Annotated in this window: 15 protein-coding genes; 13 read left to right on the plus strand and 2 right to left on the minus strand. The window is 61.9% G+C overall.

Annotated elements, in window-relative coordinates; all coding sequences use genetic code 11:
* Nucleotides 1-89: 89 nt before the first annotated feature.
* Nucleotides 90-1,361: an IS4-like element ISPa45 family transposase gene (locus tag AB7933_RS10955; RefSeq protein ID WP_020924943.1), complete on the minus strand. Its 1,272-nt coding sequence runs from the start codon at nt 1,359-1,361 to the stop codon at nt 90-92.
* Between the two features lie 493 nt (nt 1,362-1,854).
* Between AB7933_RS10955 and uvrB the strand changes: the two genes are divergently transcribed.
* The gene (gene uvrB, locus AB7933_RS10960; RefSeq protein WP_020924944.1) at nt 1,855-3,831 is read left to right on the plus strand and encodes an excinuclease ABC subunit UvrB; all 1,977 of its coding nucleotides are present in this window, start codon (nt 1,855-1,857) and stop codon (nt 3,829-3,831) included.
* A gap of 150 nt (nt 3,832-3,981) precedes the next feature.
* Here uvrB and AB7933_RS10965 read toward each other — a convergent pair whose 3' ends face one another.
* Nucleotides 3,982-4,887 (minus strand): LysR family transcriptional regulator, encoded by a 906-nt coding sequence (locus AB7933_RS10965; protein WP_020924945.1) that lies wholly within the window; start codon nt 4,885-4,887, stop codon nt 3,982-3,984.
* Nucleotides 4,888-5,041: 154 nt separating this feature from the next.
* Between AB7933_RS10965 and AB7933_RS10970 the strand changes: the two genes are divergently transcribed.
* The 12 genes from AB7933_RS10970 to AB7933_RS11025 all read left to right on the plus strand — a co-directional run bounded on the left by AB7933_RS10970 (nt 5,042) and on the right by AB7933_RS11025 (nt 18,807).
* Complete coding sequence (locus AB7933_RS10970; RefSeq protein WP_017514126.1) at nt 5,042-5,449, plus strand: ketosteroid isomerase-related protein; 408 nt, start codon at nt 5,042-5,044, stop codon at nt 5,447-5,449.
* A gap of 1 nt (nt 5,450) precedes the next feature.
* A complete protein-coding gene (locus AB7933_RS10975) occupies nt 5,451-6,059 on the plus strand; it encodes a GNAT family N-acetyltransferase (protein WP_007182546.1) in 609 nt (202 codons plus the stop codon).
* Nucleotides 6,056-6,946 (plus strand): carbon-nitrogen hydrolase family protein, encoded by an 891-nt coding sequence (locus AB7933_RS10980; RefSeq protein WP_007182547.1) that lies wholly within the window; start codon nt 6,056-6,058, stop codon nt 6,944-6,946. The genes AB7933_RS10975 and AB7933_RS10980 overlap by 4 nt, the downstream gene beginning before the upstream one ends.
* Before the next feature lie 282 nt (nt 6,947-7,228).
* Nucleotides 7,229-7,504: a formaldehyde-responsive transcriptional repressor FrmR gene (gene frmR / locus AB7933_RS10985; protein ID WP_007182548.1), complete on the plus strand. Its 276-nt coding sequence runs from the start codon at nt 7,229-7,231 to the stop codon at nt 7,502-7,504.
* A gap of 59 nt (nt 7,505-7,563) precedes the next feature.
* Complete coding sequence (locus AB7933_RS10990) at nt 7,564-8,673, plus strand: S-(hydroxymethyl)glutathione dehydrogenase/class III alcohol dehydrogenase (RefSeq protein WP_007182549.1); 1,110 nt, start codon at nt 7,564-7,566, stop codon at nt 8,671-8,673.
* A gap of 43 nt (nt 8,674-8,716) precedes the next feature.
* Entirely contained in the window at nt 8,717-9,115 is a 399-nt protein-coding gene (locus tag AB7933_RS10995; protein ID WP_017514589.1) for a VOC family protein, read from the plus strand.
* A gap of 182 nt (nt 9,116-9,297) precedes the next feature.
* The gene (locus AB7933_RS11000; RefSeq protein WP_023106334.1) at nt 9,298-10,632 is read left to right on the plus strand and encodes a DUF3422 family protein; all 1,335 of its coding nucleotides are present in this window, start codon (nt 9,298-9,300) and stop codon (nt 10,630-10,632) included.
* A 58-nt stretch (nt 10,633-10,690) separates the two neighbouring features.
* Complete coding sequence (fghA, locus tag AB7933_RS11005; protein WP_011871465.1) at nt 10,691-11,521, plus strand: S-formylglutathione hydrolase; 831 nt, start codon at nt 10,691-10,693, stop codon at nt 11,519-11,521.
* Between the two features lie 16 nt (nt 11,522-11,537).
* Nucleotides 11,538-12,845, plus strand: coding sequence for an NAD(P)/FAD-dependent oxidoreductase (locus tag AB7933_RS11010; RefSeq protein ID WP_011871464.1), 1,308 nt, complete (start codon nt 11,538-11,540; stop codon nt 12,843-12,845).
* A gap of 51 nt (nt 12,846-12,896) precedes the next feature.
* Entirely contained in the window at nt 12,897-14,210 is a 1,314-nt protein-coding gene (locus AB7933_RS11015; protein WP_023106336.1) for a replication-associated recombination protein A, read from the plus strand.
* Nucleotides 14,211-14,264: 54 nt separating this feature from the next.
* Complete coding sequence (gene nhaA, locus AB7933_RS11020; protein ID WP_011871462.1) at nt 14,265-16,130, plus strand: Na+/H+ antiporter NhaA; 1,866 nt, start codon at nt 14,265-14,267, stop codon at nt 16,128-16,130.
* A gap of 25 nt (nt 16,131-16,155) precedes the next feature.
* Entirely contained in the window at nt 16,156-18,807 is a 2,652-nt protein-coding gene (locus tag AB7933_RS11025) for an excinuclease ABC subunit UvrA (RefSeq protein WP_020924950.1), read from the plus strand.
* Nucleotides 18,808-18,869: the final 62 nt, after the last annotated feature.

The raw sequence follows: 18,869 nt of genomic DNA on the forward strand, positions 1-18,869 counted from the left end.
GCGGGCGGGATTTCTCGTTTTCCGGGCGAGCGCGTGCCGGCCGCTGTCTGGCCAGCTTTTTTGCGGTGCAGTTCGGGTGCTGCTTGTTCTTAGCGCGTCGGTTTGTAGCCCTCGCAGCCGCGACTGGCCAGGCGCATACGCTGGCGCGGGAAGCTGCGGCCCGGGCGCACAGCGCTGAGGCTGTTGGCCATCAACTCCATCACGTTGGCCAGCCCCTGCACACCGGGGCGTACCAGCAGGTCGACCAGGGTGTTCTTGAGGCGTGACACCCCTTGGGTGAAGTTGACCTTCCAGCGCAGCTTGCGGCCTTTGTGGCGCTGCTCGATGACCGGTTGCAGCAGATGTTGCATCAGCAGCGCTAGGTTTTTCAGCAGTTGCCCGGCATGAAAGTCCTGCTTCACGGCCGTCACGCTACGGCCGCTAAAGTTGTCGAGGCAGAGGGTCTGCTTGAGGCGGCGGTAGTCCGTTTCGATGCCCCAGCGGCGGTGGTAAAGATCCGCGAACACCTCGGCCGGGAAGGCCTGTCGATCCAGCAGGGAGGTCAGCAGCACTTCGCTTTCACCGCTGGCTAGCTCGACCCGGATCAGGCGCAATTCGACCCGGCCCGCGGGATCGACGCCGGCCTCGGTACAGAACAGGCGCGCCTCGGGATGACTGGCAGAGAAGAACTGCGTGTCTTCTGTCTGCCCCGAGCGGAGAAACTGTTTGACCTGCGCGTTGTAGCCACACGGCAGGCGCATCAGGAAATGTCGCCGGTGCTGCTCGAACAGCGCAAACAGCCAGTGTCCGGGGTAGCCGCGATCAAACAACGTCAGGCTGTCAGCGGGCAGATGCTCGAGGTGCAGATGGGCGCAATCGCGCTCGCCGACTGCGGATGGCACGATCAGGCTGTGTAGCGTCTGGCCGTCGGCGACGTCGTAGAGCATGGACAGACGGGCAACGGGAAACTCGCTATGGCAGCCGAAAAAGCGCGTCATGACCGACTCCAGCGGTAAATGGACGGTCGAGCCGTCCACGGCGAGTACCCGTAACCCGCGCCACGTCTGGCGCAGCCCGAGGCTGTCGAGCTGTTGCTGAAGGGTTTGGTTGAGGCTCTCGAAGACCTCGGGCTTGAGCTTGCCGCGCGCCTTGCTGAAGGCCTGCGCGGTGACCACCTGGGTCTCGGCCGAGGCCTGGTTGAGCACGCGATAGAACTGATCGAGCTCGGTTTGCAGGGCGGTGCGTGGCTGATTGAGCAAAAACAGGACGAGGTTCTTGAAGGTCAGTTGGCGTCGGCGGGTAAAGTCGTGAGGGCGCTGGCGGTGGGTATCGATGAAGTCGGGACAATCGAGCTGACTGGTTATTTTTTGTACAATTTTCAAGCCAGGGTTTGCTGGGCGGTGTCAAACGGTGTGGAATGAGGGGCCAAAAGGGTTTCTCCTATGCGCTGAATTTAGCGCTAATTATATGATATTTATAGGAAAAATTCCTTAAGTTGATGACATTGACGTAGCTCCACGTTTCCAACGCCTCGTCTGGAGGGCTGAGAGAGACAAAGGCGCGTATCGGCGGGAGCCGGCGCCACACATTGGGCGTACAGAGCAACCTCGCCCGCCACGGCTCGATGTCAGCGCTCAACGAGGCGAGTGGCTCCAGGTGCATTGGCAGACGGGCCGCTGGCTGACGTCGTGGCGATCGGCGGATATGCACTGGGAAGCCCGCCCATGTGCTGGGCTATCATGTTGGCGACGCCTACGCCCAGGTGGGGCGCGGCAGGATCGCCGTCATTTACACCCCAGTTTGGTACTGCTATAGGTCTTCTGGAATAGCCGATACATCAGGACAAATTGAAGTAGCTCAATTAGGAGATATCTAATGTCAACCGGTATGTTTATTCTGCACTCCAACTATACGCCGGCGGGGGACCAGCCAGAGGCGATAGCGCGCCTGCTGTCGGACATAGAAGAAGGTGCGACGCACCAGACGCTGAAAGGTATCACCGGCTCAGGTAAGACCTTCACCATGGCCAATGTGATTCATCGTCTGAAGCGGCCTACGTTGATCTTGGCTCCTAACAAGACGTTGACCGCGCAGCTTTATGGTGAAATGAAGCACTTCTTTCCTGAGAACGCGGTCGAGTACTTCGTTTCCTACTACGATTATTTTCAGCCCGAAATCTATATGCCGGGCACCGATCGTTTCATTCCAAAGGACTCGGCCATCAATGACCACCTTGAGCGCCTGCGCCTGTCCACGACCAAATCCTTGATTGAGCGTCGTGACGTGATCGTCGTCGCTTCGGTGTCTTCAATCTACGGCCTGGGTGATCCAGATGCATACCGAGCGCTACAGATCGCTCTGTCCCCTGGGGTCAAACTAAACCAGAGAGAGCTAATTCGTCGCTTGGCTTTGCTGCAATATGATCGCACGGAGCGCACTCTCAAGCGTGCAACGTTCCGCGTCCAAGGTGATGTGATTGACATTTTCCCCGCTGATTCCGAGTACAGGGCGGTTCGGGTGGAACTGTTGGATGACACTGTTGCGTCTGTCCAATGGATGGACCCTGTTACCGGCAAGACGTTGGGAGAGATAGACCATTATTTGGTTTCGCCAAAAACGCTTTTCGCGCCGCCCACGAACAAAATAGATTCTGCATCCAAAAAGATACTCGCTGATATGGAAGAGCGGGTTGCCGAGCTGAACAGGAATAATCGCTTGGTCGAGGCAATCAGGCTGTACGAGCGGATCACGCATGACGTGGAAATGATGCGCGAGGTCGGCTATTGCTCGGGGATGGAGAATTATTCCTGCTACTTCAGCGACCGAGACGCAGCTTCTCCTCCGATCACGTTGCTGGATTATTTGCCGAAAGACGGGCTGCTGTTCGTCGATGAATCTCATGTCATGGTGCCACAGATATCCGCAATGTACCGGGGGGATCAGGCGCGCAAGGACACGCTGATCGATTACGGGTTCCGTTTGCCTTCATCGAAGAACAACCGGCCATTGAACTTTGACGAGTTCGAGAAGGTCAAGCCTCAGACCATCTTTGTTTCCGCTACTCCGGGCGACTACGAGCTGAGGGTGTCGAAAGGCAGGGTTGTCGAACAGGTTATCAGGCCAACGGGACTGCTTGACCCCAAGGTTGAAGTGCGGAAAGCGGATGGATACATAGATGACCTGCTTGCCGAAATATCGAAGTGCGTGAAGAGAAAGAATCGAGTGCTTGTGACTACGCTGACGAAGGTCAGTGCAGAAGAGCTAACGGATTTCTTGACGGACAACGGGATTCGAGCGCGCTACATGCATTCGGACATAAAAGCGGAGGATCGTGTTGAGATCATCAATGGCCTGCGCGCAGGAGAGTTCGATGTTTTGATTGGGATTAGTCTTTTGCGCGAAGGGCTGGATATTCCAGAGGCATCATTGGTTGCCATTCTCGATGCAGACCGTGCAGGGTTCTTGCGTTCGGCCCATGCGCTCATTCAGATGATCGGTCGAGTCGCTCGGAATGAAAACGGCAAGGCGATCTTGTACGCCGACGCGGTGACGCCGGCGATGAAGCAGGCGATCGATGAGACCAATAGGCGCAGGCAGCTTCAAATTGCCTTTAACGAGGAAAATGGGATTTCTCCAGCCTCGTCTGTGCGAAAACTAGCAGGGGAAGAGACGAATACGGAGGAGCCCACCGTTCATTCCGAGGCTTTCTGCGAGAACTTGTCCGACCTTTGCGATCAGATCACTGCCAAGGAACAGCAGCTACTCGAATTTACCGATACCGGTGACGAGCAGCGCGTCGAAGACATTCGTCGTCAGTTGGATGGGTTGTACCGGCAATTCATTTACATCTAATCGTTCGCCGGCATTGGGTTGCATGGCCGACCGATCTGCATCTGGGGCAAGCGGGCAGACGGTCGGTTCATCATTCAACCGGAGGGGTGAGCCGCCGAGGCTCAGTGCCCCGCTTTCCAAGATGTGTGCCCTACAGCGTCTTGCGACGTGTCAGCGCAAAGCTGGCAACGATCCAACGGCGACCAGCATTTCATCAAATACCGCTCGAACCCTTCCCGGAATGGGGCCACGCTGAGGCCGATAGACGTACAACCCCCATGCCGGAGGTTCTTCGTTCTCCAGCACTCGCACGAGCTTCCCGCTGGCAATGTAGGGGGCGGCCATGTAGTCCGCCAGTTGCGCGAACGCGATCCCGGCCAGCGCCGCTCCCATTTCCATGTCGGCATTGTCGGCGACGAGAGTGGGTGCGGTAGGTGTCCACTGGCGTCCCGCCTTGAAGTGCCAAGGCCAGGGACGGCCGGTATTGATATCCAAGGCCACGGTAACTGGCAGGCTGCTTAGCGCATCGATGTTTGCAGGTACGCCCACTTTCTTGATCAGGCGCGGAGCGGCAACGATGGGGAGTCTCATGTCGGCGGCCTTGCGTGCGACGAAGCGGCTATCGCGCATGAATCCGACCCTGATCCCGACGTCAATCCCTTCGTCAACCGTATTGCTGATGCGATCGGACAGGCGCACATCCAGCGTGATGCCGGGATGACGCGCGGCCACGCGCTCCAGTGCCGGTAGCACCGCTCTGGTGCCCAAGCTGTGCGGTGCGGTGATGCGAACCGTACCGGACAGAGAGGCCTGCTGGTCGGAGCTAGGCGTTCGCCACAGATCCTCGAACCGCTCCAATGCGGGGCGCACTTGGTCTAGCAGCCCTTCGCCGAAGGCGGTGATGCGCACCTGGCGCGTGCTTCGATGAAACAACACCTCGCCGTAGTGTTGCTCCAGTTGCTGGATGGCACGGGTTACACCTTGCGGAGAAGTCCCCAGCCGGACGGCCGCATCGCGAAAACTGCTGCTTTCGGCCGCCACCCGAAAGATGCGCAGTAGTTCCATTTCTTTGTTCATGACGCACGCCTCATGGCCGGTTTCGCTGCTCGTTAATTGTTCCAGATTGTGGAATTATAAAATCGCAACAATTCCATATACAAGGAGAGCGCGGTTGCCCAGACTGACAACACCCCGGAATGCTCCGCTCCGAACAACCCAACAAGGAACGCGAATGAACGCTGCGACTCTCATCACTGCCTACTACGACGCCTTCAACCGCGGCGACCGCGAGGCCATGCTGTCAATGTTGACCGATGACGTCGCGCACGACTTGAACCAGGGCGCTCGTGAGGTCGGTCGCGAAGCCTTCCGCGCCTTCCTGCAGCGCATGGACCGCTGCTATGGCGAGCAACTGCGCGGGATCGTGGTGATGGTCAGCGCCGACGGCCTGCGTGCAGGCGCGGAGTACGTGGTGCATGGCGAATACAAGGTGACGGACGACGGGCTGCCGGAAGCCCAGGGCCAGCGCTACGTGCTGCCGGGCGGCGCGTTCTTCGAGATCCGCGATGGCAAGATCGCTCGTGTCACCAACTACTACAACCTCGGCGACTGGATCGCACAGGTTGGAGGGGACGCCTGAAATGACCAGCGACGTGCAGGTGCTGGTTCGTCGTGGCCCGGACATTGCCGAATGGTTCGATGCCGTGGCAGGCCTGCGGGCGAGCGTCTTCCGCAGCTTTCCTTACCTGTACGAGGGCGACACCGAATACGAGAAGCACTACCTCGCCATGTACGCCCGTTCGGCAGACAGCCTGCTGGTACTCGCGCTCGCTGATGATGTGGTCGTGGGTGCGTCCACGGGGTTGCCGCTCGGCGATGCGGAGCCGGCCTTCCATGTGCCGTTCGCCGATCGAGGAATCCCGGTGGAGGCAGTGTTTTACTGTGGCGAATCAGTCCTGCTCCCGGCCTTCCGGGGCCTTGGCCTGGGCCATCGCTTCTTTGACGAGCGCGAAGCGCATGCCCGTTCGTTGGGCGGCATGCAGTGGGCATCGTTCGCGTCGGTGGATCGTGCAGACGACGATCTCCGGCGTCCTTCCAACTACCGCAGTAATGACCCCTTCTGGACCCGTCGCGGCTACGTGCGGCAGTCGGACATGAAGGTTACGCTGCCCTGGAAGCAGGTGGGTGAGCCGAGCGAAACCGAGCAGACGCTCACGATGTGGCTGCACTCCCTGGAGAACGCGAAATGAAAGTAGCAGTTGCGAAATACTCAGTGGGTCAGCCCGCGGGCTTCGAGGCATTTGCTGCGCGGCAGCGGCTGGTTCTGGAGGAGGCGCGCCGTGGCGGGGCGGAACTGGCCGTGTTGCCCGAGTATCTATCCCTCGAACTGGCTGCAACGTTCGAGCCTGGCATCCGCCATGATTTCAACGCCTCTCTGGCCGCGCTGCAGGCCTTGCAGCCTGCGTGGCTGGCACTGTATGCCGACCTGTCGCGCGAGTTGTGCATGACCATTCAGGCCGGTACGTTTTTGACCCAGGTTGGATTGGACCGCTACCGCAACCGGGCTTGGTGGTTTGCGCCTGACGGCACACGCGACTACCAAGACAAATTGCAGTTGACGGGGTTCGAGAAAGACGCCGGCGTCATCGAGGGTGGCGACGAACTGAAGGTGTTCGATTTGAAAGGCGTGCGTGCCGGCATCGCTGTTTGCTATGACAGTGAGTTTCCATTGCCCGTGCGAGCCCAGCGAGAGGCGGGAGTGCGCCTGCTGCTGGTCCCGAGCTGTACCGACACCCAAGCAGGTGCAACCCGGGTCCGTGTGGGCTGCATGGCGCGGGCACTGGAGAACCGAATGTTCATCGCGCAGGCCGTGACGACCGGAGCTGCTGACTGGAGCCCGGCGCTGGACACGAATACTGGCGAGGCCACGATCTATGCACCCATGGATCGCGGATTCCCGGAGGATGGCATTCTCGCGACGACTTGCGGCACGCAGACATGGGCGATTGCTGATCTGGACGTTGAAGCCCTCGAACGAAACCAGGAACAGGCCCAGGTTGCGGTCGATCGTGACTGGGACGGCCAGATGTTGCCTGCACTGAGGAAGGCTCGGTACTCGGGTCGTCAGGTCGCCTAGCCGGTCTCATCTTGATAGCTTCAGCTCGATGAGTTGGCTTAGATAGGCCATATCTATCTGCGCATAGATTTTTCCAGTTTGACCGGTTTTGAACTTGCCCCGATGCTGTCGATACATGCAAGAAATATTCATTGATTTGAATGTTTTGCGCTTCTTGGGAACAAATCTGTACTAGCCTGTAATAGTGCTCGAAGAGCACAGAATTTGTGGCGAAGTTCGGCCGCATATACTATGGTGGAGTATTGTATAATGCGGCGGTGTACCCAAGTAGAGAGGTGTTCGATGCCACACAGCCCGGAAGAAAAGAAGCAAGCCCTGACGCGCATCCGGCGCATCAAAGGTCAGGTAGCGACTCTTGAGCAAGCGCTCGATGCAGGTGCGGAATGCCCTGCAATTCTTCAGCAGCTTGCGGCCGTTCGTGGGGCAGTCAACGGATTGATGGCAACCGTTCTGGAGAGCTATCTGCGGGAAGAGTTTCCCAGTAGCGAAATCAGGAGCGATTCGCAGAACAAGTCCATTGACGAGACCATCTCTATCGTCCGCTCCTATCTGCGGTAGAGGCACCAGGGTGCCCTCGGTGAGGGCAAATTTAGTTAGCTAGTAAAGGAAGCGACATCATGAAATCACGTGCAGCAGTTGCCTTCGGGCCAGGAAAGCCGCTGGAAATCGTCGAGATCGACGTCGAGCCGCCGCGCAAGGGCGAGGTGCTCATCAAGATCACGAACACCGGCGTTTGCCATACCGACGCCTTCACCCTGTCGGGCGACGACCCCGAAGGTCTCTTCCCGGTCGTGCTGGGTCATGAAGGTGCGGGTATCGTCGTGGAGGTGGGTGAAGGTGTGACCAGCGTGAAGCCTGGCGATCACGTCATTCCCCTCTATACCGCCGAGTGCGGCGAGTGCCTGTTCTGCAAGTCCGGCAAGACCAACCTGTGTGTCGCGGTGCGCGCCACCCAGGGCAAGGGCGTGATGCCCGATGGCACCACCCGCTTCAGCTACAACGGCCAGCCGATCTACCACTACATGGGCTGCTCGACCTTCAGCGAATACACGGTGGTGGCCGAAGTCTCGCTGGCCAAGATCAACCCGGACGCCAATCCCGAGCATGTCTGCCTGCTGGGTTGCGGTGTGACCACCGGCATCGGCGCTGTTCACAACACGGCCAAGGTTCAGCCGGGTGACTCTGTGGCCATCTTCGGCCTCGGCGGCATCGGGCTCGCTGCGATTCAGGGGGCACGCCAGGCCAAGGCAGGTCGCATCATCGCCATCGACACCAATCCAGCGAAGTTCGAGCTGGCTCGTACCTTCGGCGCGACCGAATGCCTCAACCCGAAGGACTTCGACAAGCCGATTCACGAGGTTCTCATCGAGATGACCGGTTGGGGTGTCGATCACACCTTCGAGTGCATCGGCAACGTCAACGTGATGCGCTCGGCACTAGAAGCAGCACATCGTGGCTGGGGCCAGTCGATCGTCATCGGCGTGGCTGGTGCAGGCAAGGAAATTTCGACGCGCCCGTTCCAGTTGATCACCGGTCGCACCTGGAAGGGCTCGGCTTTCGGCGGGGTCAAGGGCCGCACTCAACTTCCCGGCATGGTGGAGGACGCAATGAAAGGCGAGATCGATCTCGCCCCGTTCGTCACCCACACCATGGGCCTCGACGACATCAACAAGGCCTTCGACCTGATGCATGAAGGCAAGTCGATTCGCACGGTGATCCACTACTGACCGCCCACTACCCATTCAACACCAACCACCAAGGAAATTAATCATGTCCACTCCTGTCATTTCTGGCGATGGCATCTTTTCGCACATTTTTATCGGCGCTGCCGACCTTCAGAAGTCGGTCGCGTTCTACGACGCCGCTCTGGGTGCTCTTGGCATCAAGAACCTCGGTCCTTTCAACAACGGATGGGTACTTTTCGGTCGCGAAAAGCCGGCTTTCATCATCGCCCGTCCGGGCAATGGTGAAGCGCCCTCCAGCAACGGCGTGACGATCGGCTTTGCGGCCGCCACTCCCGCCGAAGTGGATGCCTTCCATGCTGCCGGCCTTGCCGCAGGCGGCACCGACGAGGGCCAGCCTGGCGCACGTGGTCACCTGCCGGGTGCCTATGCGGCCTACCTGCGTGATCCGGCGGGCAACAAGGTCTGCTCGTACACCTTCGTCTGAAAGCAAGGAAGCTGAGGGCGTTCTGAAAGGGCCAGCACAAGCCTCTATACGGCGAGCCTATTAGACGGACCGTGTAGAGCGGTGCCTGCTCATGAAGATCGGCCCGCAGCCATGTGCGAAACGCATGGCTGCGGGCATTTGCTTTGAAGCGTGTTTTTCAACCAATGAGAAATGAGGTCGTTATGCAAGAGCCGGCCAACATCAATGCGACGACCGTACAACCCGCCCCGACCGCCACCGTGTACGGCATGCCGGCCTATGCCGATCGTGCTGCGGCCGTGGGTGAAGTGCATGCGCGCCCGCATCTGTTGATTCAGGCCCCCCGCGGCATATTGCAGCTCGCTTTCATGACCGAAGGCGATCAGGCCAGGGATCAGATGGCGATGAGTGAGTTGTCTCATCGCTTCGGCGTTGCCGAGCCCGACCACGCTACGCCGCTTCACGGCATGACATGGGATGAGGGAGACCTGCACTGTGAAAAGCACACCGAGTTCTCAACGTATCTCTGGTGCGCTTCGCTGGATTCCGAGACGGGAGAGCCGTGCGGCGAAAATCCGTTCAAGCATGGATTTGTTCCTCCCGGCCCGGTCGTATCCGGCATCCGTTTGAGACTTCTTCCATGGACGCCGGAAACGGAGAAGGAGGCCGATCGCTTCGATCCTGCCAGCCTGTGCTACTCGCTGGTGGAGAACGGCTCTGCCGCCATCCTCACCGACTTCCGACAGGATGAGGATGGCCTGACGCAGATCCTCGTCCTTGCCCGCGATTTGACCCCGGCGCGGGCGGGTGCGCTGGCTCAACGTCTGCTGGAGATCGAGACCTACCGTACCTTGGCGTTGCTGTCCTTGCCGTTGACGCGGTCGATGACGTCGGAGCTGCGGCGCATGGAGTCGCGCCTTGCGGCGATCACCGACGAGATGTGTACGAGCTTGGTGGAACGGCGCGACAGCGACGTGCTGCTGTCCGAATTGACCGGCCTGGCTGCCGAACTGGAAGCTGGCGTTGCGGCGAATCTCTATCGCTTCGGCGCCAGTCGTGCCTACTACGAGATCGTCGAGGAAAGGCTGGCAGCGCTTTCGGAAGAGGCCGTATCCGGGTACTGCACCTGGGCGGATTTCCTGCAGCGTCGCATCGCTCCCGCCATGCGGACATGCCAATCCGTAAAGGAGCGCCAGACCAAGCTCTCCGACAAGCTGACCCGGGCCATCGCGTTGCTGCGTTCCTGGATCGACGTCGAGCTTGAACGCCAGAACCGCGATCTGCTTGCGTCGATGAACAACCGGGCCAAGATGCAATTGCGCCTTCAGCAAACCGTCGAAGGCCTGTCGGTCGCGGCAATTTCTTATTACGTCGTGAGTCTTCTCGGCTATTTGCTCAAGGGCATTCCGATGGTTCACGACAGCGTGGCGCCGGTGATGGCGGTTCTGGTGCCTGCGGTGATGCTGACGATCTGGTGGATCGTGCGCAGGATCAGACACGCCCACGGCGACACGGCAGCGGAAGAGAAATCTTCCTGACGAGCTGCCGTCCTGGCGCGCGAGAGCTGCGCCGTTCCTTTGAACATAGGAGAACTACATGGAACGCATCGAACATCACGCCAGCTTTGATGGTTGGCAGGACGTTTATCAGCATGAATCCACGACGCTCGGTTGCACGATGAAGGTCGGCGTCTATCTGCCTCCGCAGGCACAGCACGGCAAGGTGCCGGTGCTGTACTGGCTTTCAGGCCTCACCTGCACCGAGCAGAACTTCATCACCAAGGCCGCCGTCCAGCGCTACGCGGCCGAACATGGCATTGCCGTCGTCGCGCCCGATAGCAGTGCTCGCGGCGAAGGCGTTGCCGACGATCCTGCCTATGACCTCGGACAGGGGGCGGGTTTCTACGTCAACGCCACACAGGAACCCTGGGCTGCGAATCATCGGATGTACGACTACGTCGTGCAGGAATTGCCGGCGCTGATCGAGGCCCACTTTCCCGTGACAGCGGAGCGGAGCATCAGCGGCCATTCCATGGGAGGACACGGCGCTCTGGTCATCGCCCTGCGCAACCCGGGCCGTTATCGAAGCGTCTCGGCCTTCTCGCCCATCGTCGCCCCCACCCAGGTTCCCTGGGGGCACAAGGCCTTCGAGGCGTACCTGGGCAGCGATCGGGAAGTGTGGAAGCAGTACGACACCGTGGAGCTGATTCGCACCGTGCAGGAGCGTTTGCCGTTGCTGGTTGATCAGGGCTTGGGCGACGAGTTCCTGGAGAGCCAGCTTCAGCCCGACCTGCTGCGCAAAGCCTGCGACGAGACGGGGCACCCGCTCACGTTGAATCTGCGCCCAGGCTACGACCACAGCTACTACTTCATTGCCAGCTTCATTGGCGAGCATATGGCACACCACGCATCGGCGCTGAAACGCTGAGAGAGGAGATCAGGTCATGACAAAGACCTCCAAAAACCGACATCACGTCGTCATTATCGGAGCGGGCTTCGGCGGGATCGAGGTTGCCAACCAGCTTGCTGGTGTCGAGGTCGATGTGACGATCATCGATCGGCGCAATCATCACCTGTTCCAACCCTTGCTTTACCAGGTCGCAGGTGCGTCACTTTCGACATCCGAGATCGCCTGGCCTATTCGCTATCTCTTCCGAAATCGCCCGGAAGTGAACACCTTGATGGCGGAAGTGGAAGGTATCGACCAGGACGCGCGTCAGGTCATTCTCAACAATGGAATGCGGCAAACCTACGACACGCTCGTGCTCGCGACAGGTGCTACCCATGCCTACTTCGGACACGACGAATGGGGGGCTTTCGCGCCGGGGTTGAAGACGCTGGAAGATGCCACGACCATTCGGGGCCGAATCCTCGCGGCTTTCGAGGAAGCTGAGCGCACGAGCGATCCTCAGCAGCGTGCCGCGCTGCAGACGTTCGTCATCATCGGTGGTGGTCCCACCGGGGTTGAATTGGCCGGAACCATCGCCGAGCTGGCACGAGACACGCTGGCGCGTGACTTCCGCTCGATCGACCCGAGCACATCGCGGGTTGTACTGATCGAGGCTGGCCCGCGTCTGTTGTCGGTCTTTCCAGAGGATCTTTCGGCCTATACGCGCCAGGCACTCGAAAAACTCGGGGTCGAGGTCGTGCTGGGTACTCCGGTCACCGAATGCTCGGCCGACGGCGTGGTGTATGGCGGCAAGCCCCTTTCGGCCAAGACCATCGTCTGGGCCGCCGGAGTCCAGGCGTCTCCCGCGGCTCGCTGGTTGGGCGCTGCGTCTGATCGTGCTGGTCGAGTGGTCGTTGGCCCTGACCTGACGGTGGCCGGTCGCCCGGAGGTCTTCGCCATCGGCGATACAGCCTCGTGCACCATGGCCGATGGGAAGCCCGTGCCGGGCATCGCCCCGGCCGCCAAACAGCAAGGGAAGTACGTCGCTAACCTGATTGGACGGCGTTTGAAGGGCAAGCCCGCTGACGGGCCTTTCAAATACCGGCATCAGGGGAACCTGGCCACCATCGGCCGCAGCCTGGCGGTGATTGACATGGGGCGGGTGAAGCTGCGTGGTGCCTTTGCGTGGTGGATCTGGAAGCTGGCGCACATCTACTTTCTGATCGGCACGCGAAATCGTCTCAGTGTCGCTTTGAGCTGGGTATGGAACCACAGCATCGGCTACCGCGGCTCTCGCATCATCATGCATGCGATTGCCGACAAAGAGCCCACGGCGTTGGATAAATCCGGCTCTCTGGATTGAGGTGCCCACCTTATCGGAACGTCAACTATCAGAAATGCCAGGGAGAGGAACTTGACCGATCTATTCACGACAAAGCCCAAGCCTCCCTTGGCCGAACTCCTGCGGCCCAAGACGCTGGACGAATTCGTCGGGCAACGGCACTTGCTCGGCCCCGGCAAGCCGCTGCGTCTCGCGTTCGAGGCGGGCAAGTTGCACTCGTTCATCCTCTGGGGGCCGCCAGGCGTGGGCAAGACCACCCTAGGGCGCCTGGCCGCCAGTGCGACCGACAGCCGATTCATCGCCATCTCGGCCGTGCTGGCCGGGGTGAAGGACATCCGGCAAGCCATCGACGAGGCCCAGGCCGAACTGGACAACCATGGTCGATCGACGGTGCTTTTCGTCGATGAGATCCATCGCTTCAACAAGGCGCAGCAGGATGCCCTGCTGCCCCATGTCGAGTCGGGGCTCCTGACCCTGGTGGGGGGGACGACCGAGCATCCGGGGTTGGCGGTCAATTCCGCACTGCTCTCGCGCGCGCAGGTCTATACCCTCGAACCGCTGTCCAGCGACGAACTGAACCAACTCTACGAACGCGCACTGCCGCATCTCCAGGGCGTCACGTTGGACGCGGACGCGCTGGATCTGCTCAAGGGCTTTGCCGATGGCGATGGCAGGCGCTTCCTCAATCTGCTTGAGCAGGTGACGAATGCGGCGTCGGGCGCTGGCAAGACCGTGGTCGATGGCCAGTCCGCCAAGCTGTCCACCAGTCCATCGCTGCGCAGGTTCGACAAGGGCGGTGACGAGTTCTACTGGCAGCTCTCAGCCTTCCACAAGTCGCTACGGGGCTCCGACCCTGATGCGGCCCTGTATTGGCTGGCCCGCATCCTTGACGGTAGCGGCGACGTCAGCCAGGTGACCCGCCGCATGGTGGTAGTGGCCAGCGAAGACATCGGCAATGCCGACCCGCAGGCGCTGCAACTGGCGCTCAATGCCGCGCTGGCTTATGAGAGGCTGGGTTCCCCCGAAGGCGAAATACCGATTGCCCACGCGGCGACCTACCTTGCTGCCGCCCCCAAGTCGAACGCTGCCTATGCCGCCTGGAACAAGGCGAAGACCTTCGTCAAGAACAGCGGCTCCCTGCCTGTGCCTCTCCATCTTCGCAATGCGCCGACGAAGCTGATGCAGCAGATGGGGTATCACGAAGGCTACCGCTACGCTCCTGACGAGCCCAACGGCTACGCCGCTGGGCAAAGCTACTTTCCCGAGGGCGTGGCGCGGCCGGGCTGGTATCAGCCAACGGACAGAGGTGTTGAGCGCAGGCTGGGAGAATGGCTTACTTGGCTGCGCTCGCTGGATGATGGGACGCTGCCAGAGGCGGACGCCTGACCGGTCGCCTCCGAAACCTGCCCATCGTGATCTCACAAACTACAGGATAAGCACATGCCAGCCTCTTCTTTTGGTGAGTCCTCGGCGCATATCAGACGGAGACGCGTTGCCCACTATCTACGCACGGAGTCTGGCGCTGCGGTGCTGCTGGTGATCGTCACGGTTGTGGCGCTCGTGTGGGCGAACTCGCCGCTATCTAACGCCTATTTCGAGTTGTGGCACCTAGACGTCGGGTTCAACTTCGGGCCACTGCGCCTACACATGGATCTGCATCACTGGGTCAACGACGGCCTGATGGTCGTCTTCTTCTTCCTGATCGGACTGGAGGTGCGTCAGGAGTTCGCCCACGGATCGCTCCGTGACCGCAGCCGTGCCCGCCTCGCCCTGATCGCGGGGGTCACGGGAGTCGTGCTTCCCGCGCTGGTGTATGTCCTGATCGTGAAACTAGCCGGAAGTGAGGGCCTGCACGGGTGGGGTGCGGTGGTCGGCACCGATACGGCGTTCATGCTGGGCACCTTGGCGATCGTCGGCCCGCGGCTATCGGGTCAGTTGCGCGTGTTCCTGCTCACCCTGACCGTGGTCGATGACTTCCTCGCAGTGTCCATCATCGGCATCGTCTATAGCGAGGAGATCCGGATCGTCCCGTTGCTTATCGCCCTCGCCAGCCTCGTTGGATTGTGGTTGTTGGGGCGCACCCGCCAGTGGCGGGCGACGCCGTATGTGTTGATCGTGATCGTGCTGTGGTTCGCAACCGTGTATTCCGGCATCCATGCCTCCCTCGCCGGGATGGCCGCGGGGCTGCTGATCCCCGCCTATGCGACGCAACGTCACGGGGTCGTTGCGGCAAGACAGTTGTTCCGTGACTTCTGGCAGTCGCCGAGTGCCGCATCGGCCCGCGCGGTGGACTGCGGGCTGTCCCGGGGTATCTCGGTGAACGAGCGATTGCACGAGTTCCTGCGGCTGCCGACGGCGCTGCTGATCGTGCCGATCTTCGCCTTGGCGAACGCCGGGGTGGACGTGCGTGGCGGGCTGCTCGCCGAGGCCTTTGGCTCGCCAGTCACGTGGGGCGTCATCGCAGGGCTCGTGCTCGGCAAGCTCTTGGGCATCGGGCTCACCACGCTCGTCGCCGTCCGTCTCGGCCTGGGCCGGCTGCCCGAGGGCGTCGGGGTGGGGAGCGTGTTCGGTGGGGCGGCGCTGTCCGGGATCGGCTTCACCGTGTCGCTGCTGATCATCGGGCTCGCGTTCGGCACGACCTCCGACCTGGGCCGCCAGGCGACGGTCGGCGTGCTCGTGTCGATGGTGTTCGCCACGTTGCTCGGGTGGCTGATCTTCAAGGTCGCCGCCCAGCGGTGGGGTGAGAAGACCGCTGACCTGCCGATGGTGCTTGAGCCGCCGGTCGATCCGGAGATCGATCACATCCGCGGGCCGGAGGACGCCCAGCTCACACTCGTCGAGTACGTGGACTTCGAGTGCGCGTACTGTGCGCACGCCACCGGTTCGTGGGACGATCTTCGCGCCCACTTCGGTGACGACCTGCGGTATGTGGTGCGCCATCTGCCGCACCACCCGCACGGGCCGATTGCCGCGCGGGCGTCCGAGGCAGCGGCGAACCAGGGGATGTTCTGGCCGTGGCTGGACTTCGTGTTCACCCGTCAGCATGCGCTGGAGCGCGAGCATCTGATCGGCTACGCCGCCGAGCTTGGGCTCGACGTCGAACGGTTCATCGCGGATCTCGACAGCCCTGCGGTGATCGAGCGTGTCGAGCGCGACCTCGCCAGTGCGGTCGCCAGCGGTGCGCACGCCACGCCGACGTTCTTCGTCGAGGGTCGTCGTCTGCGCGGCAGCTACGACGCCCGCACTGTCACCGCAGTGCTCGAAGCCAGCCGCCGCGGCACCCGAACTCAGGAAGTCCCGTCCTGAGCGGGACGAACTACAGGATAAAAACTTGCCAAACAATTCTTTCGGTGAATCCTCTTGTACCGCTGCGGCCAGCGGCATGGTGGAAGTGCGCGGTGCGCGCGAGAACAACCTCAAGGAGGTGGACGTCTCCATCCCGCGTAACGCGCTGGTGGTGTTCTCGGGTGTCTCCGGCTCCGGCAAGTCCTCGCTGGCCTTCGGCACCATCTATGCCGAGGCCCAGCGACGCTACTTCGAGTCGGTGGCCCCCTATGCGCGGCGACTGATCGAGCAGGCCGGCGTGCCGGACGTCGATGCGATCGACGGCCTGCCGCCGGCGGTGGCGCTGCAGCAGCAGCGGGGCTCCAGCAACGCGCGTTCCTCCGTGGGCAGTGTGACCACCTTGTCCAGCCTGGTGCGGATGATGTATTCGCGCGCCGGCGCCTATCCGGCCAACCAGCCGATGCTGTACGCCGAGGATTTTTCGCCCAACACGCCGCAGGGAGCGTGCCCGACCTGCTACGGCCTGGGCCATGTGTACGAGGTGACCGAGGCCATCATGGTGCCCGATCCCTCCCTGAGCATCCGCGAGCGGGCGATCGCCTCCTGGCCCCCCGCCTGGCAAGGCCAGAACCTGCGCGACATCCTGGTCAGCATGGGCTACGACGTTGACCGACCGTGGAAGGACCTGCCGAAGAAGGATCGCGACTGGATTCTGTTCACCGAGGAAACACCGACGGTGCCGGTGTACGCCGGCTTCACGCCCGCCGAAACCCGCGCCGCGCTCAAGCGCAAGATGGAGCCGAGCTACATGGGCACCTTCACCGGCGCCAGGCGCTACGTGCTGCACACCTTTGCCAACACCCAGAGCGCGTTGATGAGAAAGCGCGTGTCCCGGTTCATGGAGGGCAAACCGTGCCCCACCTGCCACGGCAAGCGGCTCAAGCCCGAGGCGCTGTCGGTCACCTTCGCCGGCGTGGACATCGGCGCGTTCATGCAGATGCCGCTGGACCAGTTGGCGGCCTTGCTCGAACCCATCGCCCAGGGCGATTTCCGCGCCCATGCAGCGGGGGCGGCTACGGACAAGGAAGCGACCCGACGCGACCGTGCCGAACGCGCGGCCTCCGGCCGCGCCGTCCATGCGGTATCGCCCGACGTGCGCCGCACCTCGGCGCTATCGGAAGAAAAGCGCCTCGCCGCGCAGCGCCTGGCCGGTGGCGTGATGGCACGCCTGCGCCAACTGCGTGGGCTGGGCCTGGGCTACCTGACGCTGGACCGGGCCACGCCGACGCTTTCGGCCGGCGAGTTGCAGCGCCTGCGGCTGGCCACGCAATTGAGTTCCCTGCTGTTCGGTGTCGTGTACGTGCTCGACGAGCCCTCCGCGGGCCTGCACCCCTCCGATAGCCAGGCCCTGTACGACGCGCTCGACCGGCTGCGCGACGCCGGCAACTCGGTGTTCGTGGTGGAGCACGACTTGGACCTGATGCGCCGCGCGCAATGGCTGGTGGATGTCGGGCCGGATGCTGGGGAGCGTGGCGGCCGCGTGCTCTACAGCGGCGAGCCGGATGGCCTGCGCAAGATTGCCGAATCGCGTACTGCACGCTACCTGTTCGATGAGATCCCCGCGCCGGGAAGCCGGGCACGCGAAGCGACCGGCTGGCTGGAGCTGCAGGACATTCACCGCCACAACCTGCATGGCGTGAATGCGCGCATTCCGCTGGGCGTGCTGACGGCCGTCACCGGCATCTCCGGCTCGGGCAAGTCCAGCCTCGTCGCGCAGGCCCTGCCGGAGCTGGTGCTGCTGCACCTGGGCCACGAGCCGGAAGACGATGTAGCCGAAAGCGCCACCAGCGAAGGGCCGGCAGTGATCGAAGCGACCGGCGGCCATCTGGCGGGCGACGTGGACGCCGTACAGCGTCTGGTGCAGGTGGACCAGAAACCGATCGGGCGCACGCCGCGGTCGAACCTGGCCACCTACACGGGCCTGTTCGACCATGTGCGCAAGCTGTTCGCTGCCACGCCCGATGCTCGACGCCGCCGCTATGATGCCGGACGGTTCTCGTTCAACGTCGCCAAGGGGCGCTGCGAGACTTGCGAGGGCGAGGGTTTCGTTAGCGTGGAACTGCTGTTCATGCCCAGCGTGTACGCGCCGTGCCCGACCTGCCATGGCGCGCGCTACAACGAGGCCACGCTGAAGGTGCAGTGGAACGGGCGCAACATCGCCGAGGTGCTGCAGATGACCGTGGACGAGGCCAGCGAATTCTTCGCGGGTGAAGACGCGGTGGCAAGGCCCCTGCAACTGCTGCGCGACATCGGACTGGGCTATCTGCGCCTGGGACAACCAGCCACTGAGCTTTCCGGTGGCGAGGCGCAGCGCATCAAGCTGGCGACCGAGCTTCAGCGCAGCCAGCGCGGCCGAAGCCTGTACGTGCTCGACGAGCCGACTACCGGGCTGCATGCGTCGGACGCCGACCGGCTGCTGGTGCAGTTGCAGCGCCTGGTCGATGCCGGCAATACCGTAGTGATGATCGAACACGATATGCGCGCGGTGGCCCAGGCCGATTGGGTGATCGACGTGGGGCCTGGTGCAGGCGCTGCCGGCGGCAGCATCGTGGTGGCGGGCTCCCCTCAGCAGGTGGCCCGAACGTCTGGCAGCAGAACCGCTCCGTTCCTTGCACAGGAGTTGGCGCGGGCCGAGTAGCTCAGTTCGCCAAATGTTGCCAATTTTCGCGGGGCATTGATCGTCGCCACACGACGGTGGCG

The organism is Pseudomonas gorinensis (genome assembly GCF_042015035.1).
GTDB classification, from domain to species: domain Bacteria; phylum Pseudomonadota; class Gammaproteobacteria; order Pseudomonadales; family Pseudomonadaceae; genus Aquipseudomonas; species Aquipseudomonas gorinensis.